The organism is Halobacteriovorax sp. (genome assembly GCF_048381875.1).
Classification (GTDB): Bacteria; Bdellovibrionota; Bacteriovoracia; order Bacteriovoracales; family Bacteriovoracaceae; genus Halobacteriovorax_A; species Halobacteriovorax_A vibrionivorans.
The window spans coordinates 654,479-678,564 of record NZ_JBLXBP010000003.1 but is presented as its reverse complement, the minus strand read 5'-3'; the positions used below and the strand labels follow the sequence as shown (position 1 = coordinate 678,564).

Sequence of the window (24,086 nt, the reverse complement as noted above, 5' to 3'; positions counted from 1 at the left end):
AAAAATTAGAATAAACTTGAATAAAAACGAACAATCTCCTATTTTTTCCCTATGAAAACACTAAAACACACCCCAATACTTGACTCTTTCTATATACCTTCAAGCGATATTGCTCCAACCAGTGCACAAAAAGTCATGATCCTCATGCATGGCCTTGGCGACTCACTTGAGTCTTATAAAATATTTGCTAAAGAAGTGAATGTGACTGGGCTAAGCTATCTTCTATTGAATGCTCCTAAGAAATACTATTTTGGCTACAGTTGGTATGACATTCCACCTAAGGATCCAATCCCTGGAATCGAAAATAGTGTCTCTATTATAAAAAGCCTAATCCATGACTTGGTTAAACAAAATGAACAACTTGATTATGAAGACATTTTCCTTGCTGGTTTTTCACAGGGAGGTTGCGTAAGCCTTGAAACCGCTTACCAGCTTGAGCACAAATTAGGTGGAATAGTTCTTATGTCCCCAAGGATTTATCCCGAAAGACTTCCCCAGGGCCTCAGCAAATGCCTAAGAGAAACTGATATTTTCTGTGCTCATGGTACTAATGATCCAGTCATAGATATCAATCAAACGAAGGCCGGAATTGATCATATCAACAAGCTTGGTGCAAGTTCAGAGTTTTATCAATATGAAATGGAGCATGATATCGACATCGATGAAATCATGCAATTGAGACTCTGGCTCAACGAACGTCTTTAATATTAACTACTTACCATTGGCCATTTTCAAAGCCTCTATTATTAGGTAAGATAGAGAAAATTATAAAAAAAGGAATCTTGTATGAGCGATAACCCATTTAATATCTTAGGAAAAGAATCGACACCAATTAATCAAGGTGAGGCCGTTTCAAATGTAGATAAGAACTCAGAGCTTAATGAGCAAATTAAATCATTAATTAATTCTGCAGATCTATTTCTTTTTATGAAAGGTACTCCTGACATGCCAATGTGTGGTTTCTCTGCAAATACTATTGCAATGCTAAACTCAGTTGGTAAGCCTTATAAGACTTTTAATATTCTAGAAGATATGGATATTAGAGAAGGATTAAAGGCCTATTCAAATTGGCCAACATACCCACAATTATACTACAAGGGTGAATTAGTTGGTGGTAATGACATCATTACAGAAATGTTTCAATCTGGACAACTTCAAGAAGTTTTAAAATAAGAAATTACTCACTAGGCTTAGTTGTATCTAAGCCTAGTGTTATTGAAAATGTTGTATAATTAAAGTCTTTTTCAAAATCTAAAATCATTCCATTTTCCAAAGCAAGCTTCTTTGAAATACTCAGGCCAAGCCCTGTTCCACTTCCGACATCTTTAGTGGTAAAAAATGGTGTAAAGATATCTTTTACAACTTCATTCTTTATTCCATTACCACCATCTTGAATATAAATGACATATTGATTTAAAATTGTTTTTTCTATCCAAATTTTAATCCAACAATTTTCTAAAGAGTTGAACTTTTGAACTGCTTGATAAGAGTTCATCAATAAGTTTAAAATAATCTGGTAAAACTCATTCTTCTTACATTCAATTTCAAGTTCTTTAAAATTATTTTTATAATCAATATAGATTTCGCGACCAGTTTGAGCTTGAAAGAGGCCTAGTGTATCGTTAATTAAATCATCAAGATAATGAGTCTGTTTAGAAATAGAGTTTGATGAACGAGAATAAATCTTTAAACTATTTGCTATATTTTCGATTCGATCAACTTGCTTAACAATACTATCTAGCTTTTTTAAATGAGAAGGATCGATATCATTTCTTTGACTACCAAGGCGATCTAATAATTGTTCAGCTTGAATTCTAATAATACAAAGTGGATTATTTATTTCATGGGCAATCCCAGCAGACATCTGTCCAAGAGAGCGCCATCTTTCAAACTCTTCAAATTGCTTTTCTTGAATCTTGAGTGCTAATCGATTTGAGTGTTCTTGATGAACATCTCGAATCTGTAGCATATAGCGCCCAACACCCTGAATAATCATATACGTTACACTAATACGACAATAGCGTTTTTGATTTCTATTACTTTTTCGTATTGGATGAGTGACTTTAAGGGCCACTCCATTTAGTCGTTTGGCCTGTTCAAATGTATTTAGAAAAAAGAGATAATCATCATCTCTTTCCATAATTTCAGAAAAGCTTTTACCGATATCACCATTCTTTGATGATTTATTTATATCTAAAATATATAATTCATCATTTAAGATATAAAGGTCATCATCTGTTGCAGTATAGAAGTTCTTAAATAGTGATGAAATAAAGTTTTCTGTTCCTGCATTTAAGTTACGACTAAAAACCTCTATATACTCTATCAAATTACCATCTGCTGAATATGATGGTTGTAGCCACATCTCCCACTTATCAATTTCTTCTAATCGATTTCGCGTTTCAGTGAAAAAGTGCACGATTTCACCTTTGCGTGCTTCGGCTATTTGTTTTTCGAAGAATTTTCGCTTTGCTGGAATAATAGTCTCAAGAATTGAGTCTCCAACAACAATTCCATAGCCCATATAGACTTCACTTAAATGTATATAAGTTCCATCAAAGTCGATGTGGCTGTAGAAAACATCTGAATGGAATAACTCTTTTGATAAGTTATTACTAATCTCTTTCACTTGGCGTCTCGTAAGCTTAAATACTAAATCAACAACTTCAAAAAAACAGGAATTCCCCTATAGTTAAATATAGGAGAATTCACTATTATTATTTATTTTCTGTATTACATAGATGATACAGATGATTGCTCATCACCTGAAGAACTTGCACTATGACTGTCGTCATTACTTGATGCAGATTTTTCATATGTATCAGGTATTAATGACCACTTTCCTCCACCTTCAGAGCGGATAATATAACCATAGTCGTGTAGTTTACGTCTTAAGTTATATAAGTGAACATCAACTGTTTTAGGGTGAACCGTTGTATCTCCCCATACATTATCTAAAATGTCATCACGGCTTACGATGCGATGTGGAGAATTAATAAATAGACCCAGTAGTTGTTTTTGCTTACTTGTTAAATGCTCAACTTCTTTTCCATCAAGAAGCATCGATTTATGTGCAATTGGTTGAACCATGCGACGTGGACTACCGTTAAAGACATTTTCAATCTTCACGATTAGTTCATTCTTTTTAAATGGTTTTGTTAAGTAATCTAGTGCGCCTTCCATAAAGCAGAATCTTAGAGCATCGATATCATCAATACTAGAAACGATGATAAATGGTATTACCATTAAACGTCGATCTTTAGAATGGTTTAAGTAAGTCATAAAGTTCCCATCATCTAACATTAAATCAGCAATGATTAATGCTGGGTTCTTTTCCGTTTCACTTAAAGCCTTTTGAAAATCTTCAATAGAAGTAAAAAACTTTAAGTTGTTGTAGCGATGAACTAAAGTTTGTTCATATACAAAACGACATCCCTCATCATCCTCTAAAATCCAAATTTCCTTGTCTGTTGCCATTGTCATAATTTTAACCTCACCGATAAATTGTTTTCCCCATCGAGCACATCGTATTCCCAACCCTTGGCCACAAAGTTTTCGACACCGATGTATCTTCTCAATGTTTTTTCGTTTTCGTCACCTAAGTTTAAGATGGAATCGAGGTCCTGTCTTAAGTATTTGTTTAAATCTGACTTAAGAAATATTAATTTTCTTAACCCGTCTTTAATTTCTAAGGTGATATGAATCGAATCTCTTCCCTCTTTTTTTGCTAATGTAGAAAATAGGTGGGCAAAAGCGAACAGTCCTTCACTTAAAGTGTTAGCATTCTTTGCTTCAATACTGCCATCACCAACAATAGACCAAGTTAAATCCGCAAAATGCTTCTTTAAATAAATTCGGCCTTGGCCAAATGCACGTGAAGCAATTTTACTTATTTGAACTTCTTCTTCTAAAAAATATGGAGTCGATTGCTTAAGCAAATCGAGATCTGATTGAAATCTTTCAAGACCTTGATTAAGTCTTTTAACGAATGGATTTTCTGGGTCTTGCTTTTGTAAAATCTCATCGATACAGAATCTAATGAGATGCATATGTCCAGAGTAGTCATGGGCCAAAACTCTTAGCGTTTCATTAAAGGCTTCACCTTTACTAATTTCTTTTGTCATAATACCTGCGTTGTTACTGTCTTTAATATATTTTGTTTACATACCAATAAAAATTACTTATTCAAAGTGAAATTTCACGCGGCACAATAACTATATGAAATTACAGTAGATTAGTAGGTATATTTTATAGATAAATTGGACAATGGCCGAAAGTTATTCTAATTTCGGCCCATGACAAACAAATTTATGAACAATGGCGAAGATAAGGTCTTTGCCAATAAAATTGAGAAGATCTCTGATTTTGAATTTAACCAAAATGTTGCATCAGTATTTGATGACATGGTGTCTCGTAGTATTCCAAATTACCATGAAATTCATAAGATCATTATTGATCTGACTCGTCGTTACTATAAGAGTGGAAAAGTCTTTGACCTAGGATGCTCAACAGGAACAACAATGCTTTTAATGGCAGACCACTTTAGACAAAATGATCGTCCCCTTCCAGAGTTTATCGGGATTGATACATCTAAGCCAATGCTAGAGAAAGCTTCACAAAAGCTTAATGCCCACGGACTTCAAAATAATGTCGAACTAAAAGAAGAATCTATCACAGAGACAAAGATTGAAGATGCAGGCATGGTTATCATGAATTACACTCTTCAATTTCTTCCAATGGAAGAAAGACTTGAGGTCATAAAAAATATCTATAATGGACTAAATGAGAATGGATGCTTCATTCTGGCAGAGAAAATTATTTGCCAAGATGAGCAGATCGATAATTTACTCATTGACCTCTACTATGACTTCAAAAGAAGAAATGGATATAGTGAAATGGAGATTTCTCAAAAACGAGAGGCCCTTGAAAATGTTTTAAAGCCTTTAACTCCACAACAACAGATGAAGATGTTAAATGATGCTGGCTTTGAGAAGTCTGAGATGATTTTTAGATGGTATAACTTTTCTTGTTATCTTTGTATCAAGTAGAATTAAGTAGAGAAAATGGACAATTTAGAATATTTAGAAAAATTTGGTAATCGTGTTGATATAGAGTCTTTAAGAGAGCTAAAGAAAGCAAAGCTTCATGAGTTTCGTACAAAGTACCAAAAAGAATACAAAGCAATTTTTGATCGAATTCCTTCACTCAAGCTTAACTCGACTGAGACAATTGAAACGGCCAAAGAGCTAATTCCTTGGCGCAAAGGACCATTTCAAATTGGTGAATTAGATATTGATGCTGAATGGAGATCTGATAAGAAATGGGAGCGTCTCAAGGAATCTCTTCCTGATTTAAAAGACAAGGTTGTTCTCGATGTTGGCTGTAACAATGGCTACTATATGTTTGAGATGGCCAAACAAGATCCAAAACTTGTAATTGGAATCGATCCCGTTATGCATAACCAGGCCCAATTTGATTTTATTAATCACTTTAAAGGGCATGATAATTTAAAATTTGAATTATTTGGTATTGAAGATCTTCCTAACTTTCGATCTTTCTACGATGTGATCTTTTCTATGGGTGTTCTTTATCATCACCGTCATCCTCTTGAGCAATTAATCTCAATAAGAGAGGCCCTCGTACCTGGTGGCGAAATGATTATGGAGACAATTGGTATACCTGGTGAAGACTCGACTTGCCTCTTTCCTGAAGATCGTTATTCAAAAATGAGAAATGTATGGTTCCTACCAACCCTAGCTTGTTTAAAGAATTGGATTAATCGAACAGGCTTTATAGATATTGAAGTCGTATCAGTGTCTACAACTAATTTTGAAGAGCAAAGGAAGACTCCTTGGTGTCCTCCGCCACATCAATCACTTGAAGATTTTTTAGATGATAATGATAAGAGTAAAACAGTAGAAGGATATCCAGCACCAGTGAGGTTCTGTATCAAGGCCAAGAAGAAGCCTACTTCACCTATTAAAACATTTTAATAAAAAGATATGATCAATCAAAGCAAGAGAATTATCTATTTAAGTTTTGGAATTGCATTCGTAGCCTTAGCTATAATTGGAGTCTTTTTACCTTTAATTCCAACAACACCATTCTTGCTACTAAGTGCCTACTGCTTTTCTCGAAGCAGTGAAAAGTATTACCAATGGTTACTTAATCATAAAATATTTGGTGAGATTATTACTGATTGGAATAAGTATGGCGTCGTATCAATTAAGAGTAAGATTATTGCAATCTCAATGATTATTACACTCTTTAGTTATTCACTTATATATGTTGATGTTGCCCCAACAATAAAAGTCATTATTTCACTTATTGGGCTATCTATCATTACCTTCCTACTTACTAGACCGAGTCATCGTAAATAATCTATAACTTATATTTTTGACCATTTTCAAAGATGTAACATTCTCCGTGAACATATATTTCTTCATCTGTTACAACAAGACCGCTACCATCTGGACAAGCATATATAGGAAATCGAGATAAAATTGAGTGTCTCTTCAATTCAATATCATATCGTTTAGATTTTCTATAGTGAGGAAAGAACTCGAAGTCCACTAAATTCATGGCCTTAAAGTTTCGTACATTATCTTCATTATCATCACGATCCCACGGAGGAAAGGATGCCGTCATTATATTTGGAGTTGTCATGATTGCACCGGCAGAAAGACCTGTTAGAATTCCACCATTATTTGCATATTCAATTAAACGATTAAAAATACCACTTCGTCTAAGATGCTTGATAAAGTAAAAGGTATTACCTCCTCCAAGATGAATGACATCACTTGAAAGAGCTTCTTGCATTAGTGTTGAATCAAATTCGTGGTCAACAGGAAAGTGAATAAACCTTTTAAAACCGATTTTCTTATATGCTTTAATTAAGTCGACGAAATCTAGTTCCGACTCATATGAACCGGCGGGGATAAAAGTAATACTTGGCTCTTCACTTTCACACATTTCAAAAATATGCTCATCGATTTCCTCATTATCACAGAAGTCCCCTCCACCATATAAACCAATTTTCATTTCTTAGATGCCTTCTCTATAATCTCTTACAATTTGTAGGAATTCAGTAACGATAGGTTTTAATTCTTTTTTGGTATTAGAGTTTCGCTCATGTTTTGGAACAATATTATCAGGATCAAATGTTTGATGTTCCCTAAAATCAACCATAGCTGAAAACATCGTATTAGGATCAAACTTTTTTTGTTTTTGTACAATTGATTCTACAATACGGGCAATACTATCTCCTGTAACTCGATCGAACTTATTAATGATTGAAGAACGCATTAGGACTTCAAGAAGGATATCTTTTTCATCCTTATTCTCTTTTCTCGCAATTGTTTTTATAAGAGACATATAATTCTTTTGGAAGCTATCAATTTTAGCTCCCCTGTATGAATTGATTACAAGGTCTTCTTGAGTCGCATATGTAGATTTGGCAATATCAACAAACTCTTGTCTTCCAATAGTCTCTCCGCGACTTAAAATAATTTGAGGTAATTCCCTTAGAATATCACGCATACAAAAAATTGCATCCCAACAAACGCCATCACTTACTTCATATAGTCCATAGGTTGACTTAGTCCTTTCAAAGTATGAAAAGTCCTTTGAAAAGCTTTCTATTATGTAATTATACTTCTTTATTAAGAACTCATGATACTTAGGAGCAATACCTACTTTGGATAAGAGATTAATCTTTTTTTGTTCGTCAAATAAATTGTCAAAGTTACGAAGAAAGGTTGATTGATAGAAATCACTTATTGGACGTTTTTCTTTATTCTCTAAGTAGTCAACAATTTGAATAAATGTTTGTACGATATACTTTGCTTTATCTTTTTGTTCTTTTATTGTTGTTGAAAACCTCTGAACATCATCAAAGCGATACTCGTGATGAAATAGGCCAAATTGTCTAATTGATCCATAGTCAATAATTCCACCATTCATTAGAATATTGTCACCGTCCCAATCAAGCCAACAGAATATATAATCATCCTCAAAGTTTGCTGCTAGTCTTGCAAAAACTTCAGTCTGTTTTTTTAAAAAGTATTTATATCGCCTACTCTCTGTTTTAGGGACGTTTTTCCAAGTACCATTTGTTTCTTGGCGATCAATATAGTAATTAACAATATCCTTAAGGGCATCATAATTACTTTGTTTTAAGTGATTAAACATATGAGAAGGTCGAATCAAGTTTTGATTTGCCCTTACATTTATTGAAATATTCTCTTCAAACTTAATAATGGCCAAGCATCTTTCTGTTTCATAGTTATTCTTATTCATAACTTCTGAAAACATTAAGGTTGCAAGCCCTTCATCAAACTCAGAATATCCACAACCATATGATATTGTTGGATCCCCTGTTTGAAAGAATTTGTTTTGTATATGAGTAGCAGGAGAAAGGCTCGTTGCTCCTGTTCCTTGACTTGAAATATCCCAAACCTTTCCCTTATTTTTTACAACACCATTCCAAACAGACCTTCCATCACCTGATGTTTTTCCCTGTTTATTAGGATGTTGTAATTGTAGGTAGCGTGTTGCCATGTATTTATTTGGCAAAATATCCTCTTCAGGGAACTCTATCTCATTTTCAATATCGTATTCATTAATAATAACGATTGAAAATGTCTCTAAAATCTTCTCTTCTAACTCAGGTGTTACCTCTTCAGGATGAGACATTGGAATTAGGCCCATTTCCTTAGCAAGGTCAAAATTAAAGAAAGCTAGCTTACCGCCGTGTCTGCGTCTTGCTTGATATGTAATAAAAGCGTCCTTACAAGATTTCTGTAAAGGATGCTTCCCATTAATTTGGTTAAATTTAGAATAATTTAATTTTGGTTTACTTTTAAAGTTTAATGAACCCATGGATAAATTATATCTCAGAAAATGAAGCGAATTCTTCAAAACGAAGAATTTGCTATTGCTGAACGTATAATACCCGAGCTCTTAACTACAAAATAAAGTTTAAGGGAGGACGTAAGCCTTCTTAATCACAATATTTGTGTTTGGTAAATTCTGAAATGGTCCATTCTTTCCAGTTTTTGTCTTCTTGATTCGATTAACAACGGCCATTCCACTTATGACTTTACCAAATACTGCGTATCCATATTGAGAAGGTGATTTTCCTGTATGATCAAGGAAAGTATTGTCTTTAACATTGATAAAGAATTGAGAAGTCGCCGAATTAATTACCGATGTACGTGCCATTGCAATTGTTCCAAGTACATTACTTAGGCCATTAGTCGCTTCATTCTCAATTGGCTTATTTGTTTTCTTCTTTTTAAGATTTGTATCATATCCCCCACCTTGAATCATAAAACCATCAATCACTCGATGAAAGATCGTTTCATTATAGAAGTCAGAGTTTACGTATTCGAGAAAGTTTTTTACAGTTTTTGGAGCTTTCTTATCGTAAAGTTTTAAAGTGATATCTCCAAAATTAGTCTTTAAGATTACTTTTGTATTTGCAAATACAAATGAGCTTAAAAGAAGAATTGTAAATAACTTAATTATGTTTTTCATTTTTCATCCTTAAAAAATTCTTTGAACTTTAAAAATTCTTTGTGTTGATTATAGTCTAAAAATTCTTTTTTTGCGAGGGACTCGAAATTGTGATCACCCCAATAAAAATCATCGTTAACCTCAAATGTAGGAACACCAAAAATTTTTCTTTCATACGCAGAGTTTATTAATTTCTTAAGTTCTTTTTTTAACTCTTTAGAATTTTCTAATTCTTCGTACTCAGCTTCTAGTAAGCAATCTTTAGTTATAAATGCTTTAAACCCATCGTAGTCTTCATAATCAAGTCCATCTCTCCAACCGTATTGAAAAGTCTTAACTATAAATTCTCTTTGTTTAACTTTATCTTCTTTTAAACCTAATGCCATCCTCAAGTATGGTAGAGAATTAAATGGCAAGGTTCTCGGAGAAGTCAACTCTACTTCTTGTCTATCTGCAGATCTTAAGGCTTCTTTGAAAAGATAAAGTGCTTTATTTTTCACTTGAGCTGGAGCTGATAATTCATTCAAAGCAAATAAACGTCCCACCATAACAGGCATAAACTCGATATCATAACGATCATCTAATTGGCCGTTACATATTTTCATCATACTCAGGTATGAATATGGTGATGTAAAATCAAAATAAAAATTCAATTTCTTCATAAGATACTCTCTAAAGCATAAATATATTCAAATTGTACATTTTCAAATTGATTCTATCAAAGAAAGATTAGCTGATTTTTTACAGATAGAACTTAAACAAATTCTTTTCAATAAGTATTATTAAGGCCTATAATATCTATATGTTTTTTCGCTATCAAAAATTGATTATTCTCTTTAGTTTTCTAATGATAGTTCCTTCTATTTGCGCAGCGAATGATTCAATCTATGAAATTACAAATAATACAGCTGACCTTTTAAAAAATGATAAGGTTAACATTACAAAAGCAATCTCAATAAGACGTAGTTCTAATAAAGAATTTCAAAATACTGACTTCCATACTAATAGAGCAAGCTCAATTAATATTGAATACACCAAAGACTATATCTGGTTTAAGATAACCCTTAAAAATGACAGTAGTAGTCTATTTAAAGGGGCCGTCCACTTTACATCTAGCTTTATTGATACGAGTAATCTTTTTCTTCTAAATGATGGAGTTTTAACAAAAACTCAAACATGGGAAGAATCCACATTTCGCTTATTCAATTCTTTCTACGTAAATATTCCTAGTGGAGAACAAAAGTCTTACGTTGTTAAACTAAAATCTATTCATCGATTAGACTCTGAAGTAAACCTATACAGTTTAAATAATTTCTTTAAAACAGAATATGCCCATATCATATTAAATACACTCTACTTTGGGATAATCCTATCCTTACTAATTTATAACTTTGTACTATTTTTTCTTGTACGCGAAACGGACTATTTCATATACTCAAGTTTCTTATTCTTTGTATCCTTAACAGTAATGACACTCACGGGATATCTTCAAAATATACTAGGTTTATATCTTCTAAAAAGTATTCTCGGTGTATTTAGTACATCTGCCGCATTTTTTACTTTCACCTTCGCTTATAAGCTTTTAGATTTTGAAAAAATAAATCAAAAACTTTTTCGATGCTTAAAGATCATCTCTACAATAATATGGATTATATGCTGCACACTCATTAGCCTTAATGAAGTATGGATTGGGACGATTCCAGTTGGAACAGTCATTGACTTATACATTCTGTATGTCTGTATAACTGTTCTTGGAACGACAATTTATATTAACTTTAAAAGTCCAAGCTCAGAGTCAAAGGTTTATTTACTTTCATGGCTTATTTTATATGCAAGTGCATTTGCTTATTTTGCATCCTCATATGGACTCATTGAATATAACTTCTACACACAACACTCCATTCTTTTTGGAAATATTATCGAGACTTTTGTGTTATCTATTGCACTAGGGTTAAAAATTAATCGAATCAAAAAAGAAAATGAAATTAATAAGATCAAAAATCTTGATCAACAAAAGTATATTCGACTGCTCAGAGTACTTTCTCATGATATTGCCAACTCACTATTTGTGATCTCTGGTTATGCTAGTCGATACTTAAGAAGAGGCCATGTCGATGATAAAAAAGCTTGGCCAAAGATCTATTCAGCGACAAACCATATAAAAGATATTCTCGATAATGTTAAGTCAGAACAAGCCTTAATAAATAACAAACCAGAGATGAAGGCTTTTGCGCTCAAGGAATTAATAAATAATATTGAGACAATATTTCGACCTCAATGTGATAGAAAAAATATAAAGCTTAAAATTAACCAAGATAATATAAATCAGGTTATCGTTTCTAACCTTCCAATTCTCACTCATCAAATTATTGGAAACGTCATCTCTAATGCAATTAAGTTCACACCAGAAGGTGGTTTCATAAAAATAGATTCAAAACTTAAGAACGATCACTTAGTCATTGATATTATTGACAATGGTATTGGTATCAAAAAAGAAAAAATTCAAAAAATAAAAAACCATCATGATACAGGTATAAGTATTGGTACACTTGGAGAGAAAGGATCAGGGTTTGGATACTTTATTATTCGCTCTTATTCTGAACTCTTAAACATAACCTTCATCATTGAAAACCAAAATCCTGGAACTCTTGTCTCTTTTAAAGTTCCTATTTAAAGAAGAATAATTCTCCTCTATTATTGTAATAAACACGTTTTAGAAATACACTAATAGTATAGATATAATTTAATGAGAAGAGATGAAGTTTATACCATTACAAATTACAACTATTAGTCCATCCAAGACGATCACTTTTGATCTCTATATTTATTTTAAAGAGACTTACTTAAAGTATCAGGAAGCCGGAACTCTGATTCCAACAGATAAATTAGAAAAGTTAACGAAACAGAAAGTGGCTAAATTCTATATCGATGATAAAGATATCCATATGTATCAAACATATATTCAAGAACTCATGAATGAAAAACTTGAAGATAAAGATCTTGATTTAGAGCAAAAAGTTGCTGTGGTTGAAGGAGCATGTCTAACCGCCGTAGAGCAATCATTTCAAAACCCAGATAGTGAAAAAAGTTATGAAATGACTGAAGTGGCAGCTCAAAAACTTAAGAAAATTTTAGAAACTGGTCCAGATGCTTTAAAAGAATTTTTTGAGAAGAAAACTATTGATACAGATCTTGTAATCGCACACTCTATAAATGTTGCAAGCTTGGCAACGAGATTAGCAATTCGAATGGGATGTAGTGACAAAGAAATTTCTAATATCTCGACTGCTGCTCTTTTACACGATGTAGGTTTAACAAGACTAAACAAACAAGATCAAGAGTTGTTCAAAAAACATAAAGAAGATATGAATGATGATGAGCAAAGAATATATGGCCTACATGTAAAGGACGCCATTAGTGCTCTAAAAGATCGACCTTGGGTTAAAAAAGGTGTTCTTGAGTTAATCGTCAATCACGAAGAAGTACTAACAGGGAAAGGGCCAAATAAGCTTAAGAATTTAACTTTACCGATTATGATTCTATCCCTAGTTAATACATATGATAAGCATGTAACAATATCTGGAATGAATCCAAGAGATGCTCTCATGGAAATAACAGTGAAACATATTGATGATTTCGAACATGATATTATTAATAAATTTAAGGACATTCTCATTGATGAAGGCGTTATTTAATATTTTTTTTCTTCTTAGCTTTACTGCCCTATTCTTTTCATGTGATGGAAAGAAAGTAAGCGAAGAAAGTTGCGATATCGAATCGATGAAGTGCTATCGAGGCTACCCTCACTCTTGTAAGTTTATTGAAAAGTGTAGCGAAGTTGATCATAAGTTTACAAAGAAGCTATGTTCCAAGGCCTTCAATGAATTCTTTAAAGGTGGAAATCAAAAAGTACTTTTAAAGAAATATACAAATAAAATTCTCCATTGCTTTAATGATCGAGAATTTGAGAATTTTAAAATTGATAAGAGTCTAAGACCTAAAGAGTGAATCTCTTAATCTTTTTAGAAAAGATCGATGTGTATGGATTCTCTTTCTAGATTTATTTAGATCACGTGAATTATCCATATTAAGAAATTCTTTTTCACGATTTTCAATATACATTTCAAGCTCTAGCTCTTTTTGAGCACTAGTAAAGCTCTTTCTAAGTTCACGGGCCATAGCTTCATTTTTCATAGCAACCTCACTTGCCTTTTTAACAGCAAGAGATGCTACTGTACTCTTTTGGGCCTGAGACTTTGCCTCCCATGGCCTTAATTGGTTCTGACGATTATTTTTTTCAGTGGCTTCATTATGATTCTTTAGAAGATCATTATTAATAGGAGAAGTCTTTCTTACCTCTCCTACTTTTTGAGTTGCTACTTTATTTTTAGCGGCTAAATCGCCTAGGCCAATTGCCATAGTTTAAACCCCATGTCCAAGTGACGCCCCAAGGTTGCCAAGATTGCTATTTGCAATCCCACCCATAACACGCGCTTGATGCTTCAATGATTCAGACTGATTTGATCGACGTGAATGCGACTTTTCAATTGCTTTATGAATTTGCTTAAATAGCTCAATCGTATCTTTTGCAATCGGTTTTCCACTTGCGTGTTCTGCAATTGAAAGGTTTAAGGCCATTGCTTCTTCTGCGCTAACTGATTCCTTGATTCCAATTGTCGTACAGCCTTCAACATTGGCGTAGTACCAATTAAGGATATCGTTACTTAGTTTTTTATTAGAAGAATATTTTGTTGGAACAAAAATAGATTCAAAATCTAATCTCATTTCATCTTTAAATTCTTTTAAGAAGTGTGAGAAAACTCTAAAGTTTCTAAAGTTATTAATCTTACACTCCAGAGGAGAAATTAGCGCATCACATGCTACAAGAGCATTTGTAGTTAACTTATTCCAATTTGGAGAACAGTCCATAATCACAAGGTCAAAATGTTCTTTTAAAGGATCAATAACACGTTCTTTTAACCAAAACTCACGTCGGTTAATATTATTTAAAGAATCATTTAAAGCAACTAACTCAGGTGTTTCTGGAATGATAAAGAGATTAGGTAGACCAACCTGAACAATCACATCTTCTAAAGTGGCTTCACCACTAAAGTAATCACAGAGTCCTTTTGTTTGATCTAAACGCTGAATCAGTTCACCAAGGTCTTCACCATCATCAACCTCAGAGTCATAACCTAAAGACGTTGTGACATCTCCCTGAATATCAAGACCGACAACACAAACTCTTTGTCCGTGTAATGCAGCTGTACGAGCAAGGTTTAAAGCAAGAGTTGATTTTAAAACTCCACCCTTTGTCGTAAAAACACAAACTGAAGTCGACTTTTCAAACTTTTTGAAATATCCAACCTCTTCACCTATTTGTGGAAGTAACCCAGTTGGCCAACCTTTTCTAAAGATTGCGCCACTACGGTACTTGCGGGAGCTTGGAATTTTATTTTGCGATTCTAAGTCTTGAATCGTAAATTTTAAATTTGGGTCACCATATATATCGGCCACTTTTTTAAGTGGGTAGAAATTATCCATTATTAAGTCTCCTCCATAAGTACTTTACTATTAATTTTACGCATTTACGGTATCTCATGTCAAAATATTCCGCTTTATAAGTACTAGCTCTATACTTGAAAAGAGAAGCTGTGCTATGATTTCAATGTGGAAGCAGTATCGTTAGAACATATTTACGATTTTAAAGGACATAAGGCCCTAATTCGTGAAGTTTCGGCTTCTGACAAGAAACTCATCCTTGAAGGCATCAAGGAAATGCAACCTAAATCTATTTACCATCGCTTTTTTGCTGCTAAGAAAGGCCTAACAGGCAAAGAACTTATAAGCCTGACTGAATATGATAAGAGGTTTCACTACGCAATTGGTGCAATCACAGCAACATCACCTATTCATCCTATGGGAATCGCTCGCTTTGATATTTTCCGAGAAAATCAAGAAGAAGCTGAATTCGCTATAACTATTATTGATAAATTTCAAGGAATGGGAGTTGGAAAAGAACTTCTTTCTCTACTTATAGTTGAAGCTAAAAAACGTGGCGTTAAGATTCTTAAGGGCGAGATGTTAACGACAAATAGTAATATGATTGGCCTTGCTCAATCCATGACAAAGTCTCATGGTTGTGAACTAAAACTTTCAAGTGCACATCAAGGGATTCAAACGCTAAGCCTTATCCTCCCTTAATATCTATTATTTATTACTTCTACCTTTTAGGAACTCTTTCCCACCCATATACATACGAAGTTTTTCTGGAATATAAACAGATCCATCTTCTTGTTGGTGGTTTTCAATAAATGGTACCAAGATTCTTGGAGTCGCAACCATTGTATTATTTAGAGTATAAACATGCTTTACGTTTCCATCAGCATCTCTATAACGAGTATTTGTTCTTCTTGATTGCCAGTCGTGAAGTGCAGAACATGAGTGAGTCTCACGATACTTCTCTTCACTTGGTACCCAGCATTCAATATCGAACATACGATACTTCCCTGCTCCCATATCTCCAGTACAAACTTCTAGAATTTGGTAAGGTAGCTCTAGATGCTTACAAAATTCTTCAGCTGTTTCAAGAAGGGCGTTGTGCCATTTTTCAGACTCAGCCTCTTCTCCTTTACAGATAATAAATTGTTCTGTTTTTTGGAATTGGTGAACACGGATTAAACCTTTTACATCCTTTCCATAACTTCCGGCCTCTCCTCTAAAACATGGCGAAAATCCAGCATAGAGAATTGGTAGGTCTGCTTCGCTTAGGATTTCTCCACCGTGAAGACTATTTAGTTGAACTTCAGCAGTTCCCGATAAGTAAATATCATGATCTGGAATATAGTAAGCGTCTTCTCTTCCTGTTGGAAAGTGACCTGTTCCATAGAGAGCATCTTCCCTTGCCATTGAAGGTGAAGACACAAGAGTGAATCCCTTCTCAATTAGCATATCAAGTGCCATACGGTGCATGGCCATCTCTAGAAGAACCATATCATTTCTTAAAGAGTAAGAGCGAGACCCGCAAACTTTTGCGATATTTTTAAACTCTGCCCATTCGTTCATCTCTAAAATATCAACGTGGTGTCTAGGTGTGAATGAGAAGTTTGGCTTCTCTCCTTCAACTCGAGAAATAACATTTTCAGTATCGTCTTTTCCAATTGGCGCATCTTTAGATGGAGGCATTGGAGTTAAGTACATTAACGTCTTAAATTTTTCTTCAAGTTCACTTATTTCAGGATTCATTTCCTTAAGCTGAGCGGCAATTTCTTTACCTTCAGCAATAAGTTTTGGTCTGTCTTCATTGGATGCTTTAGGAATTAGCTTTGAGTGAGCATTTCTCTTCTCTTGCAATTCTTGTTGTTTAGTTTTTAGTTCAGAGAGTTTTCCATCAATTGTTAATAATTCATCAAGATCAAGGCCAACACCTTTATTAGCAATAACCTCTTTTACTAGATCAACGTTTTCTCTGATAAATTTTATATCTAACACTATGCACTCCGGATGTTTTTTATGGTTGTTAGAATAACCCAAAAAGACTAAAATTAACACTCTAAATTGCTTTATAATCAGGGAGTTACTCATGGCATCATGTCGTTATTGTGGAAAAGAAATTACATGGATGAAAGATGGACGTAAAAATGTTCCAGTTGAGGGGGACGGTGCCGTTCACAGGTGTGATAATATGATTAATGCTCGTAAGAGTTTTAGAAAAATTACACCAACAGAAGTTGATCCTGAACTTCTAAAGCAATATGAAAATGCTATTAACGAGAAGGCAAAGAAATAATTCCTATTCCAATTAGGATCATCACTGCACAATAGAATTGCCCTACTGAGAATAAATCGAAGAAGAGACCAATTTGAGAGTCCGGTGTTCGAAAGAACTCAACGATAAAACGAGAAATTCCATAGATAATCAGAAATAGGCCAGAGTTTAGTCCTGGCCTTTTTAAATTCTTCTTACAAGCAAAGAGAATAATAAATAGGACAAGACCTTCTAGGAGAGCTTCATAAAGTTGTGAAGGATGGCGTGGACTCATATCATAGAGCTTTGGAAATATCACCGCCCAAGAGACATCAGTAACTCTCCCGGCCAGTTCTCCATTAATGAAATTTGCAATACGGCCAAGCATAATTCCAATACCTACACCAGTTACTACAATGTCTGTTAACTCTAGAAACTTCAGGCCGTGTTTCTTAGCGTAATAGAAAGTCCATAGAGCAGCACCTAGCAAGGCTCCATGAAAGCTCATTCCTCCCTGCCAAAAATAAAAAACTCTTTTTAAGTCAGCTGCATAATAGGAGAAGTTATAAAAGAGAATATAGAATATCTTCCCTCCGGCCAGCATGACGAGGAAGCCTACAAAGAGATAGTTTAAGTAATGAGTAAAACTAATATTGAGTTTTTCTTTTGTGATTAAATATTTTCCAAAATAGAGTGTCCAGAAGTAGCCAAGGAAATAGGCCAGCCAATACCATGCAATTTTTATTCCTAGAAAATCAATAGCGATTGGATTCAGATTGTGGACGTAATATTGCATTAATTGGCCGATAAATTAGTTATTAACTTTTCACATTCAATAACTAAATTATCCATATGTTTGTCTTCAATGGCAAATCGCTGTTTATCTTGGTTGAAACGCTCTTGTTTTGAAAGGTCTTTTCTTGCTTGATGAGTATCAAAGTGTTTGATCTCTTCATACATTGAAAAGATAACAGGAAAGTCTGTGTTTTCAACGAAGTCAACGCGATCAATTAGCATTCTAATTCTGATACAAGCTTCACTGGCTTCACACTGCTTTTGCACAAAGGCACGTGCAATTGTAATAAGGCTATCGCGAACAAAAGCCTGACGTTCTTTTTCTCTTGCTTCCATCTTATCGTGTTCAGCAATTCTCTTTCGAGTTTCCTCTTTTAATTTTATGTAAAAGAAGCCCACTCCAATCGAAAGTATAAAGATCAGAACAGATAGAATAATAAAAGCGATTGTGAATTGGTCTTGAGTCATTTCAAACATGAGCTTTTTATACTGCGAATTCCTACATATGTGAAGGTTTTGGTGGATAAGTTCCCACAGGAGCTTCATTGTACCACTGCTTAACTTGTTGAATTATCGTTGCCTGGTCTTGTGGCAGGCTTCCTCCAATAGGATACATATTAGAAACATGGTTAATTCGAAGTAAAATCTCACGACTTGCCTGAATTCCACTTAAAATATCGTGCATTTCACCGAGAATTTCTTTTGTCGTAAGCATCTCAAAGCCTCGTGTCACCATTCGATGATATGGCGTTCCTTCAACGGCCATAGTTGTGAGAAACGAGAGATAATCAGGAGAAATTTTAGACAGAACTTTAGCCGTCTCTACCACATGCGTTTGGGTATGCTTCTTTCCACCAAGCCCTAGCATAGCAATAACTGATAACTTCATACCAGCGGCCATTACTTTCAATGAGCCATCAATCATATCTTGGGCCGTATTGCCTTTTACGGTCATATGAAGAACTTTATCGCACCCACTCTCCATTCCGAGGTAGCAGATCCCAAGTCCAGCTTCCTTAAGAAAACGTAGCTCCTCATCTGTTTTATCCAGCATATTTTGAGCTGTGGCATAAACGCCCACTCGTATATCCCCAAATTCTTCCCTAATTGCCAGTAAACTCTTATAGATATCCTCTGTAGGAGCACCAAGAGCGTCGCCATCACATAAAAATACTTTAGACGGACGCATTTCAAAGCGGCGATAATAGGCACCGGCCTTGCGAATATCCTCCACGACCTCGGACGGGTTTCGCTCTTTATAGGTTTTTGAACGGTACATATTGCAATAAGTACATTTATTATTGGAGCAGCCAATGGTTTGTTGTATAAGAAGGGAGCGACCTTCAGAAGGTGGCCTAAAAACAGGTTCATCATATTGAATTGGAAAGTCGTAGTACATAAGATTAAATTACAATATTTGGCCATCAATTGGAAGCTAATGAAAGAATATATCATCGACTCCTATAGTGAAAAATTCATCGTGACTCTAAATGAAGAGAGTTCAGCGCAGTTTAATATCCTTTGTGATACGCGCTCAATTGCTCATCACCTTGCCCTTTCACTAAATCTAGGAACAATGCAAACTCCCCTCGAAAATCCAGACCTCTTTACTTTCATCGGTATGGTAAGAGGACTAAAAACCTATAGTCTTTCACTCGTCTCACCTAATTTGAGAGTCGATGAAGATGCGGATATTAACGATTGTTGCCAAAGTGGATGCAGCGGCTGCCCTTTTTATAATGGATAAGAAATAGATATGACTAATAAGTTTACCGTAACGGCCAAGGCCCATACAGATATGAGTGCAGTTGATCTTCTCGCATCAAAATGTGAAAAATCAAATATTGAATTATCAAAGATAAAAATTAAAAATCTTATGAAACAAGGTGCTTGTTGGATAAAGTCAGCAAAGCCAGAGCGTATTCGCAAGGCCAAGTATGAAGTAAAGCGTGGTCAAACCATCAAACTCTTTGTTGATCTCAATATTCAAGAACAAGATATGAGTGAGCTTAAATGCCTTCACGAAACTCATCACTATGGTGTTTACTACAAACCAGTTGGCGTTCTATGCCAAGGGACGAAGTATGGTGATAGTTACACAATTTTAAGAGAGCTTCATAAGCGCATGGGACGCGAGCCTTTTCTCATTCACCGCCTCGATAAAGAAACTTCAGGTGTCATGATTATTGCTTACACAAAGAAAGGAGCAAGAGCATTTTCTCAACAAATTAAAGATCATAAGATTGAAAAGACTTATCAAGCTGAAGTAAAAGGCCATCCTCCAGAGTCAAAGAGACTTGAAAGTGTTATCGATGGAAAAGAGGCCATCTTAGAATATACTGTTAAAAAGAAGCTAGAGAAAACTTCCATTGTTGAAGTAAAACTTATTACGGGACGCAAGCACCAGATTCGTATTCAATTTACTGAACTTGGTTTTCCAGTCATGGGAGATCCACGCTATGGGAAAGGAAACGGAAACGATATCGGACTGCAATTAGTTGCTAGTAAGTTAAGTTTTGATGATCCGTGGAGAAGTGGAAACTTTGTGACAGTAGAAATACCTAAGGAAAAGCAATTACTTTAGCTTCTTGTCACCTTTTTCAATCATTGACTTAGAGCTAATATGCTTCACCTTGAGATTTAATTCTTTCTCAATTGATTTTTCAACTAACTCTTTCTTATAGTCAGCAATAGGATTCTTACTTCTTCTCGTAATGGGAATTAAGTAGTGATCCTTTTCAAAAAATGCATATTTTATAGTTCCAGCCTTCATATGAGGCTAAAGTAGCATAGATCCCAGATCCATGCACACTTTTATTATGATAACTGCGTCAAGTTTTTGTAAAGTCGTTATTGAACCTTAAACTCTAAATCAACCTTATCGTGAATGACCTTGTCTCCTAACGTGCCGAGTAAAGTTGAACGGTACATAATTCCAAACTTTGTTCGATCAAAGCTGAAACTTCCACTGGCAAGCTTACCATTATAGGTCATATCAAAAGTTATAGGCTGAATCTTATTCTTTATTTTGAAGTTTCCCTTCACACGATATTTATTATCTCCAATCTTTTTTATATTTGAAGTCTCCATTGTCGCTGTTGGATATTTTGAAATCTCAAAGAAGTCGCCTGTTCTTAAGTGATTTTGCAGCTTCTCTTTCCATTCACCTTCTAAATCACGAACATCGATTGTACTCATATCAACAGTAAAGGAAGCTTTTATCGGCTCTCCTTTATCATTAGTTTGGATATTACCATCCTTAAATTTGATATGGCCCCAATGCTCTCCACCGACTTTAGTAGCGTGCCATTTAATGAAGCTCTTTTTAGTATTAATATCTCCTGCAAATGCAAGTATCGAGAGAATAATACAAAAGCCTATAATTAAGAATTTCATGATCCGCTCCCAAGAGAAATATATTCACAATATTTTATGGGAGCTTTTAATTACAGCGAAGACAAGAATTGGTTAAGTTTTTCCTAAGCTGGTAAAAGGAAAGAATTGGCCACATCAATTGATAGGGATAGTTGCTGTCCTACTTGGAAGCTACTTGCCTCATCAACTTGTACACGTAGAATTTTAGAATTTGTCGATGCCACTTCTAAAATATCAAATTCACCAAAACGGCGAATGACTTTAATACGTCCCTTTATGTCACCATCAGGAGTTACTTTCAAATGTTTAGGACGAAAAGCAAGGTAAGCAAATTGATTAGAAATACCAATATCATCAATGACCTCAAATTGACCGAAGTCATTTTTAAGAGTTAAACTCTTATCCGCTCGCCCAATAACAGGACCAGCAACGAGATTGACGAGCCCGCCAAAACGAGCAGCATCGATAGTAAGAGGTCTTCGGTAAAAATCGTAAGGGTTATTATATACCTGAAGTTTAGCTCCACTTAAGTACATCAAACGATCACTTAAAGAGTAAGCTTCTTTCAAATTATGGGTAATGAAGATTAAGGAAATCTCATTTTCTTTAAATATTTCAAATATTTCATGACATAAAGTCGCTTTTAAAAACTCATCAATATTTGAAAATGGCTCATCTAAGAGAAGTACATCTGGCGAGATAACCATTGAACGAGCAAATAAAAGCCTTTGTAATTGTCCCGCAGATAATTCATCTAAACGTTTATGGTCCTTATATTCAAGGCCAAAAATCTCAATCATATCTCTAACTCGATTAGAGTCCGCTTCAGGATTATCTAATAAGAGATGATCTTCAATATTTTCGAATACTGTCTTATCCCAATTAAGGCCATCAACACCAGAAACAATCTCAATTTTTAGGTCATGACTTTTTTTTACCTCTCCAGAAAGCGGAGTTAACCTATCGCAGAGGATATTAAATAAAGTAGTCTTTCCTGTCCCCGAAGGACCTAAAAGAGTTAAAACCTCTCCTTTATTTAAATCAAAAGAGATTTTATCAAATTGGCAGATCGACTTACGATCAAAATTATATGTTAAATCATTAACTTCTAGTATTTTCATGATGTCCTATGCTTAGCTTAGATTCTCGTATCTCATACAATCTGTAAATAATAGACTCAACTCAATCTTAAGAAAAATTAAATCATGATCATTTACTAGAGATACGATGCGCTAGCTAGATAGTAACAACAAATGGGAATTGAAAATGGTCATAAATTATCGATTTGACACACAAGCAATTAAAGAGTCCTTTTATCGTATCGAGCCTAACCTAACGAATTTCTGGCGTACATTCTTTGATAATGTCTTCATTATCGAGCCAGATATGCAAAAGCTTTTTCGTCATGTTGATTTTGAAAACCTCAATGCCCTTGCATCTCGTGCCATGACTATTGCGGTGAAAAATCTGAACCAACCTAGTTATTTGAAATACTATCTGCGAGGTCTTGGAGAATACCAATTTAAAGTTGATATTTCAGAAGTCTATTTTCCTGTTTTTGAGCAAGCTTTTCTCGAAGCTCTAGAGACATATCATTTAAATAATTGGAATCAAGAATTAGAAAATAATTGGAGAGAGTTCTTTCACTTTGCCTTTGACTTAATTTCAGACGGAATGACTGATGCAACTCTACGCAGAGAATTTGAAGAATTTATGGAGGCCCAAGAAAAACTCGATAATTATAAAAAAGCAGCTTAATTTACTTAATCTTTTTATAGTTTCGAAACTCACCTATCATATGGCCGGTATATTCTTCTACCATTAAACGAATCCAATTCTTAAAATTAGCAAAGATACGTGGGTCATTTAATTGTTCAAATGTTACATCATTATGATTTTTTTCAATCCAAGACTTGAGCAATGCAGGGTGTGTTCCTTCAAATTTTCTAAGCCCAAAGATTCGATCGTATGTATACTCTTCAGATTCATGATCTTTTCCAAAATAAAGTTTTTCAAATGCACGCTTTTTATCAGACATCGCATTCTCTCTTCTGGCCCATCCATAGTGGAAAATACGTGCACCAGTCTCTATTGCACTCGGCTTTCTGCCATCTGAAAAACGAAACCCTTGAGCATCAAGATAGCTCTCAAGCCCTATTCCAAGCCTAACAGTTCTCACTTCTTTACGATATGAATGAGGATCAAATTTATAAAGATCAGTATTTCCAAAAAAATGAGTATAATTGTAAAGAAGTCCTTCGATTTCTTTACGATCAACCATTTTTCTAATTCCTTCTTCAATTAGAGGAAGGTCATCTTCATGAATGGCCTCATCACCTTGGATATATTGGCCGATTGAGCCCTTACAAGCTTCCATTGCAATATTTGTTTGTTGAGAAAGAATAAGTCCACGACTCATTATTGATGGGTCCCACCATGACTTGATAAACTTATATCGCTCTCCTGTAAGATTATCTCTTAGGTATTCATAAGTTCCGTCATCTTTGTCACACTCAGGAGTTTCAAAACCAACATTAATAACCACCTCATCACAGAGTGGATCTATACTTTGAACACTTTCTAAAATTGGATATTCAAGAGTGAGCCCGTGCTTGATAAAGCTAAAGCCAGAAACCATATTATCTTTAATCAC

General features: G+C 34.5%; 30 protein-coding genes. 13 read left to right on the top strand and 17 right to left on the bottom strand.

Annotated features, from left to right (window positions below; translation table 11 throughout):
* Nucleotides 1–51: 51 nt before the first annotated feature.
* Nucleotides 52–705 (top strand): alpha/beta hydrolase, encoded by a 654-nt coding sequence (locus ACN5L8_RS11750; protein WP_114705272.1) that lies wholly within the window; start codon nucleotides 52–54, stop codon nucleotides 703–705.
* Nucleotides 706–786: 81 nt separating this feature from the next.
* On the top strand, nucleotides 787–1,173 hold the full coding sequence (grxD, locus tag ACN5L8_RS11745) for a Grx4 family monothiol glutaredoxin (protein WP_114705273.1): 387 nt from the start codon (nucleotides 787–789) through the stop codon (nucleotides 1,171–1,173).
* A gap of 4 nt (nucleotides 1,174–1,177) precedes the next feature.
* On the opposite strand, the gene ACN5L8_RS11740 is transcribed toward grxD, so the two are convergent.
* The 3 genes from ACN5L8_RS11740 to ACN5L8_RS11730 all read right to left on the bottom strand — a co-directional run bounded on the left by ACN5L8_RS11740 (nucleotide 1,178) and on the right by ACN5L8_RS11730 (nucleotide 4,124).
* Complete coding sequence (locus ACN5L8_RS11740) at nucleotides 1,178–2,629, bottom strand: sensor histidine kinase (RefSeq protein WP_419173097.1); 1,452 nt, start codon at nucleotides 2,627–2,629, stop codon at nucleotides 1,178–1,180.
* Nucleotides 2,630–2,733: 104 nt separating this feature from the next.
* A complete protein-coding gene (locus tag ACN5L8_RS11735; RefSeq protein ID WP_158536721.1) occupies nucleotides 2,734–3,477 on the bottom strand; it encodes a response regulator transcription factor in 744 nt (247 codons plus the stop codon).
* A 2-nt stretch (nucleotides 3,478–3,479) separates the two neighbouring features.
* A complete protein-coding gene (locus tag ACN5L8_RS11730) occupies nucleotides 3,480–4,124 on the bottom strand; it encodes a hypothetical protein (protein ID WP_419173096.1) in 645 nt (214 codons plus the stop codon).
* Nucleotides 4,125–4,295: 171 nt separating this feature from the next.
* Between ACN5L8_RS11730 and cmoA the strand changes: the two genes are divergently transcribed.
* Genes cmoA through ACN5L8_RS11715 form a run of 3 tightly spaced genes read left to right on the top strand, consistent with a single transcriptional unit; the run spans nucleotide 4,296 to nucleotide 6,380 of the window.
* Entirely contained in the window at nucleotides 4,296–5,048 is a 753-nt protein-coding gene (cmoA, locus tag ACN5L8_RS11725; protein ID WP_419168235.1) for a carboxy-S-adenosyl-L-methionine synthase CmoA, read from the top strand.
* A gap of 15 nt (nucleotides 5,049–5,063) precedes the next feature.
* Nucleotides 5,064–5,993, top strand: a complete 930-nt coding sequence (gene cmoB / locus ACN5L8_RS11720; protein ID WP_419173095.1) for a tRNA 5-methoxyuridine(34)/uridine 5-oxyacetic acid(34) synthase CmoB — start codon at nucleotides 5,064–5,066, stop codon at nucleotides 5,991–5,993.
* A gap of 9 nt (nucleotides 5,994–6,002) precedes the next feature.
* On the top strand, nucleotides 6,003–6,380 hold the full coding sequence (locus ACN5L8_RS11715; RefSeq protein ID WP_419168233.1) for a YbaN family protein: 378 nt from the start codon (nucleotides 6,003–6,005) through the stop codon (nucleotides 6,378–6,380).
* Nucleotide 6,381: 1 nt separating this feature from the next.
* On the opposite strand, the gene ACN5L8_RS11710 is transcribed toward ACN5L8_RS11715, so the two are convergent.
* The 4 genes from ACN5L8_RS11710 to ACN5L8_RS11695 form a co-directional block, all read right to left on the bottom strand.
* Nucleotides 6,382–7,041: a Type 1 glutamine amidotransferase-like domain-containing protein gene (locus tag ACN5L8_RS11710; RefSeq protein WP_114705280.1), complete on the bottom strand. Its 660-nt coding sequence runs from the start codon at nucleotides 7,039–7,041 to the stop codon at nucleotides 6,382–6,384.
* Between the two features lie 3 nt (nucleotides 7,042–7,044).
* Nucleotides 7,045–8,880, bottom strand: coding sequence for a hypothetical protein (locus tag ACN5L8_RS11705; RefSeq protein WP_419173094.1), 1,836 nt, complete (start codon nucleotides 8,878–8,880; stop codon nucleotides 7,045–7,047).
* A 99-nt stretch (nucleotides 8,881–8,979) separates the two neighbouring features.
* Nucleotides 8,980–9,537 (bottom strand): peptidylprolyl isomerase, encoded by a 558-nt coding sequence (locus ACN5L8_RS11700; protein ID WP_334678182.1) that lies wholly within the window; start codon nucleotides 9,535–9,537, stop codon nucleotides 8,980–8,982.
* Nucleotides 9,534–10,178 carry a DsbA family protein gene (locus tag ACN5L8_RS11695; protein ID WP_419173093.1) on the bottom strand — a complete coding sequence of 215 codons (645 nt, stop codon included), beginning with the start codon at nucleotides 10,176–10,178 and terminating at the stop codon, nucleotides 9,534–9,536. Before ACN5L8_RS11695 ends, ACN5L8_RS11700 begins: the two co-directional genes overlap by 4 nt.
* 140 nt (nucleotides 10,179–10,318) lie before the next feature.
* Here ACN5L8_RS11695 and ACN5L8_RS11690 point away from each other — a divergent pair, with 140 nt between their 5' ends.
* The 3 genes from ACN5L8_RS11690 (at nucleotide 10,319) to ACN5L8_RS11680 (ending at nucleotide 13,524) form a co-directional block, all read left to right on the top strand.
* Nucleotides 10,319–12,190, top strand: coding sequence for a 7TM diverse intracellular signaling domain-containing protein (locus ACN5L8_RS11690; RefSeq protein WP_419173092.1), 1,872 nt, complete (start codon nucleotides 10,319–10,321; stop codon nucleotides 12,188–12,190).
* An 82-nt stretch (nucleotides 12,191–12,272) separates the two neighbouring features.
* Complete coding sequence (locus tag ACN5L8_RS11685) at nucleotides 12,273–13,211, top strand: HD-GYP domain-containing protein (protein ID WP_419173091.1); 939 nt, start codon at nucleotides 12,273–12,275, stop codon at nucleotides 13,209–13,211.
* Nucleotides 13,195–13,524, top strand: coding sequence for a hypothetical protein (locus tag ACN5L8_RS11680; protein WP_120405222.1), 330 nt, complete (start codon nucleotides 13,195–13,197; stop codon nucleotides 13,522–13,524). The genes ACN5L8_RS11685 and ACN5L8_RS11680 overlap by 17 nt, the downstream gene beginning before the upstream one ends.
* On the opposite strand, the gene ACN5L8_RS11675 is transcribed toward ACN5L8_RS11680, so the two are convergent.
* Both ACN5L8_RS11675 and ACN5L8_RS11670 read right to left on the bottom strand, forming a co-directional pair.
* Nucleotides 13,507–13,935 carry a hypothetical protein gene (locus tag ACN5L8_RS11675; protein WP_114705287.1) on the bottom strand — a complete coding sequence of 143 codons (429 nt, stop codon included), beginning with the start codon at nucleotides 13,933–13,935 and terminating at the stop codon, nucleotides 13,507–13,509. The genes ACN5L8_RS11680 and ACN5L8_RS11675 overlap by 18 nt on opposite strands.
* 3 nt (nucleotides 13,936–13,938) lie before the next feature.
* Entirely contained in the window at nucleotides 13,939–15,060 is a 1,122-nt protein-coding gene (locus ACN5L8_RS11670) for a ParA family protein (protein ID WP_419173090.1), read from the bottom strand.
* A gap of 126 nt (nucleotides 15,061–15,186) precedes the next feature.
* Between ACN5L8_RS11670 and ACN5L8_RS11665 the strand changes: the two genes are divergently transcribed.
* Nucleotides 15,187–15,720, top strand: coding sequence for an N-acetyltransferase family protein (locus ACN5L8_RS11665; protein ID WP_419173089.1), 534 nt, complete (start codon nucleotides 15,187–15,189; stop codon nucleotides 15,718–15,720).
* A 6-nt stretch (nucleotides 15,721–15,726) separates the two neighbouring features.
* Here ACN5L8_RS11665 and serS read toward each other — a convergent pair whose 3' ends face one another.
* Entirely contained in the window at nucleotides 15,727–17,007 is a 1,281-nt protein-coding gene (serS, locus tag ACN5L8_RS11660) for a serine--tRNA ligase (RefSeq protein ID WP_114705290.1), read from the bottom strand.
* A 91-nt stretch (nucleotides 17,008–17,098) separates the two neighbouring features.
* Between serS and ACN5L8_RS11655 the strand changes: the two genes are divergently transcribed.
* Nucleotides 17,099–17,305 carry a hypothetical protein gene (locus ACN5L8_RS11655; RefSeq protein ID WP_114705291.1) on the top strand — a complete coding sequence of 69 codons (207 nt, stop codon included), beginning with the start codon at nucleotides 17,099–17,101 and terminating at the stop codon, nucleotides 17,303–17,305.
* Here ACN5L8_RS11655 and lgt read toward each other — a convergent pair.
* From lgt to ACN5L8_RS11640, 3 genes are read right to left on the bottom strand one after another with little or no spacing between them, the layout of a single operon-like run.
* Nucleotides 17,283–18,059 carry a prolipoprotein diacylglyceryl transferase gene (gene lgt / locus ACN5L8_RS11650; RefSeq protein WP_419173088.1) on the bottom strand — a complete coding sequence of 259 codons (777 nt, stop codon included), beginning with the start codon at nucleotides 18,057–18,059 and terminating at the stop codon, nucleotides 17,283–17,285. The two genes, ACN5L8_RS11655 and lgt, sit on opposite strands and share 23 nt — an antisense overlap.
* Nucleotides 18,059–18,535 (bottom strand): DUF2489 domain-containing protein, encoded by a 477-nt coding sequence (locus tag ACN5L8_RS11645; RefSeq protein WP_158536723.1) that lies wholly within the window; start codon nucleotides 18,533–18,535, stop codon nucleotides 18,059–18,061. Before ACN5L8_RS11645 ends, lgt begins: the two co-directional genes overlap by 1 nt.
* Nucleotides 18,536–18,557: 22 nt before the next feature.
* A complete protein-coding gene (locus ACN5L8_RS11640) occupies nucleotides 18,558–19,457 on the bottom strand; it encodes a radical SAM protein (RefSeq protein WP_419168229.1) in 900 nt (299 codons plus the stop codon).
* Nucleotides 19,458–19,496: 39 nt separating this feature from the next.
* On the opposite strand from ACN5L8_RS11640, the gene ACN5L8_RS11635 reads away from it, so the two are divergent.
* On the top strand, nucleotides 19,497–19,805 hold the full coding sequence (locus ACN5L8_RS11635; protein ID WP_114705295.1) for a hypothetical protein: 309 nt from the start codon (nucleotides 19,497–19,499) through the stop codon (nucleotides 19,803–19,805).
* 9 nt (nucleotides 19,806–19,814) lie between these two features.
* A complete protein-coding gene (locus ACN5L8_RS11630) occupies nucleotides 19,815–20,642 on the top strand; it encodes an RluA family pseudouridine synthase (RefSeq protein ID WP_419173087.1) in 828 nt (275 codons plus the stop codon).
* On the opposite strand, the gene ACN5L8_RS11625 is transcribed toward ACN5L8_RS11630, so the two are convergent.
* The 3 genes from ACN5L8_RS11625 to ACN5L8_RS11615 form a co-directional block, all read right to left on the bottom strand.
* Nucleotides 20,634–20,831, bottom strand: coding sequence for a hypothetical protein (locus ACN5L8_RS11625; protein ID WP_334678173.1), 198 nt, complete (start codon nucleotides 20,829–20,831; stop codon nucleotides 20,634–20,636). The two genes, ACN5L8_RS11630 and ACN5L8_RS11625, sit on opposite strands and share 9 nt — an antisense overlap.
* A 77-nt stretch (nucleotides 20,832–20,908) precedes the next feature.
* On the bottom strand, nucleotides 20,909–21,454 hold the full coding sequence (locus ACN5L8_RS11620; protein WP_334678172.1) for a YceI family protein: 546 nt from the start codon (nucleotides 21,452–21,454) through the stop codon (nucleotides 20,909–20,911).
* Between the two features lie 83 nt (nucleotides 21,455–21,537).
* Nucleotides 21,538–22,554: an ABC transporter ATP-binding protein gene (locus ACN5L8_RS11615; protein WP_419173086.1), complete on the bottom strand. Its 1,017-nt coding sequence runs from the start codon at nucleotides 22,552–22,554 to the stop codon at nucleotides 21,538–21,540.
* A 145-nt stretch (nucleotides 22,555–22,699) separates the two neighbouring features.
* On the opposite strand from ACN5L8_RS11615, the gene ACN5L8_RS11610 reads away from it, so the two are divergent.
* The gene (locus ACN5L8_RS11610) at nucleotides 22,700–23,191 is read left to right on the top strand and encodes a globin domain-containing protein (RefSeq protein ID WP_114705300.1); all 492 of its coding nucleotides are present in this window, start codon (nucleotides 22,700–22,702) and stop codon (nucleotides 23,189–23,191) included.
* Between the two features lies 1 nt (nucleotide 23,192).
* Here the strand turns inward: ACN5L8_RS11610 and ACN5L8_RS11605 are convergent, their stop codons facing one another.
* A complete protein-coding gene (locus ACN5L8_RS11605; protein WP_419168226.1) occupies nucleotides 23,193–24,086 on the bottom strand; it encodes a hypothetical protein in 894 nt (297 codons plus the stop codon).

Bases quoted from the DNA above. Each gene is read 5' to 3' on its own strand.
- ACN5L8_RS11645 (WP_158536723.1), bottom strand. From the start codon at position 18,535: ATGTTTGAAATGACTCAAGACCAATTCACAATCGCTTTTATTATTCTA.
- ACN5L8_RS11625 (WP_334678173.1), bottom strand. From the start codon at position 20,831: ATGAAGGCTGGAACTATAAAATATGCATTTTTTGAAAAGGATCACTAC.
- ACN5L8_RS11695 (WP_419173093.1), bottom strand. From the start codon at position 10,178: ATGAAGAAATTGAATTTTTATTTTGATTTTACATCACCATATTCATAC.
- ACN5L8_RS11680 (WP_120405222.1), top strand. From the start codon at position 13,195: ATGAAGGCGTTATTTAATATTTTTTTTCTTCTTAGCTTTACTGCCCTA.
- lgt (WP_419173088.1), bottom strand. From the start codon at position 18,059: ATGCAATATTACGTCCACAATCTGAATCCAATCGCTATTGATTTTCTA.
- ACN5L8_RS11610 (WP_114705300.1), top strand. From the start codon at position 22,700: ATGGTCATAAATTATCGATTTGACACACAAGCAATTAAAGAGTCCTTT.
- ACN5L8_RS11750 (WP_114705272.1), top strand. From the start codon at position 52: ATGAAAACACTAAAACACACCCCAATACTTGACTCTTTCTATATACCT.
- ACN5L8_RS11675 (WP_114705287.1), bottom strand. From the start codon at position 13,935: ATGGCAATTGGCCTAGGCGATTTAGCCGCTAAAAATAAAGTAGCAACT.
- ACN5L8_RS11705 (WP_419173094.1), bottom strand. From the start codon at position 8,880: ATGGGTTCATTAAACTTTAAAAGTAAACCAAAATTAAATTATTCTAAA.
- ACN5L8_RS11615 (WP_419173086.1), bottom strand. From the start codon at position 22,554: ATGAAAATACTAGAAGTTAATGATTTAACATATAATTTTGATCGTAAG.
- ACN5L8_RS11655 (WP_114705291.1), top strand. From the start codon at position 17,099: ATGGCATCATGTCGTTATTGTGGAAAAGAAATTACATGGATGAAAGAT.
- ACN5L8_RS11630 (WP_419173087.1), top strand. From the start codon at position 19,815: ATGACTAATAAGTTTACCGTAACGGCCAAGGCCCATACAGATATGAGT.
- ACN5L8_RS11670 (WP_419173090.1), bottom strand. From the start codon at position 15,060: ATGGATAATTTCTACCCACTTAAAAAAGTGGCCGATATATATGGTGAC.
- cmoB (WP_419173095.1), top strand. From the start codon at position 5,064: ATGGACAATTTAGAATATTTAGAAAAATTTGGTAATCGTGTTGATATA.
- ACN5L8_RS11620 (WP_334678172.1), bottom strand. From the start codon at position 21,454: ATGAAATTCTTAATTATAGGCTTTTGTATTATTCTCTCGATACTTGCA.
- ACN5L8_RS11690 (WP_419173092.1), top strand. From the start codon at position 10,319: ATGTTTTTTCGCTATCAAAAATTGATTATTCTCTTTAGTTTTCTAATG.
- ACN5L8_RS11685 (WP_419173091.1), top strand. From the start codon at position 12,273: ATGAAGTTTATACCATTACAAATTACAACTATTAGTCCATCCAAGACG.
- cmoA (WP_419168235.1), top strand. From the start codon at position 4,296: ATGACAAACAAATTTATGAACAATGGCGAAGATAAGGTCTTTGCCAAT.
- ACN5L8_RS11735 (WP_158536721.1), bottom strand. From the start codon at position 3,477: ATGGCAACAGACAAGGAAATTTGGATTTTAGAGGATGATGAGGGATGT.
- ACN5L8_RS11700 (WP_334678182.1), bottom strand. From the start codon at position 9,537: ATGAAAAACATAATTAAGTTATTTACAATTCTTCTTTTAAGCTCATTT.
- ACN5L8_RS11715 (WP_419168233.1), top strand. From the start codon at position 6,003: ATGATCAATCAAAGCAAGAGAATTATCTATTTAAGTTTTGGAATTGCA.
- ACN5L8_RS11730 (WP_419173096.1), bottom strand. From the start codon at position 4,124: ATGACAAAAGAAATTAGTAAAGGTGAAGCCTTTAATGAAACGCTAAGA.
- ACN5L8_RS11640 (WP_419168229.1), bottom strand. From the start codon at position 19,457: ATGTACTACGACTTTCCAATTCAATATGATGAACCTGTTTTTAGGCCA.
- ACN5L8_RS11710 (WP_114705280.1), bottom strand. From the start codon at position 7,041: ATGAAAATTGGTTTATATGGTGGAGGGGACTTCTGTGATAATGAGGAA.
- ACN5L8_RS11635 (WP_114705295.1), top strand. From the start codon at position 19,497: ATGAAAGAATATATCATCGACTCCTATAGTGAAAAATTCATCGTGACT.
- grxD (WP_114705273.1), top strand. From the start codon at position 787: ATGAGCGATAACCCATTTAATATCTTAGGAAAAGAATCGACACCAATT.